Source organism: Desulforhabdus sp. TSK, from assembly GCF_022836495.1.
Lineage (GTDB): Bacteria > Desulfobacterota > Syntrophobacteria > Syntrophobacterales > Syntrophobacteraceae > Desulforhabdus.
On the sequence record NZ_BQXM01000226.1, the window covers coordinates 1 to 288 of the forward strand.

A 288-nucleotide genomic window follows, 5' to 3' on the forward strand; every position below is an offset into this window, starting at 1 on the left:
CAAAGTCATTGACGGATTCCACGAAGATGCCCGCGTCGGCGCCCGACATGAATTCGATCCGGAGCCTGTCGGGGCTCAGCCCCACGTGCTCCAGAACCTTCTTGAAGAGAAGCACCATGTTGAGGGCGTGGTAATTCCCGTGGGTGATGTAGTTGCATTCATTCAAGTGACAGCCGCCGATGAACACGCCATCGATGCCGTTGGAGAAGGCCCTGAGCACATGCGCCAGGTCGACTCTGCCGGTACACATGACGCGGATCAGCCGCATTTCGGTCGTATATTGCAGTC

Annotated in this window: 1 protein-coding gene; it reads right to left on the reverse strand. The window is 57.3% G+C overall.

The annotated features are described in order from the left end of the window. On the reverse strand, nucleotides 1-286 hold a 286-nt coding region (locus tag MWC30_RS22195), incomplete at its 3' end, for a hydrogenase iron-sulfur subunit (RefSeq protein WP_368860936.1). Between the last annotated feature and the right edge of the window lie 2 nt (nucleotides 287-288).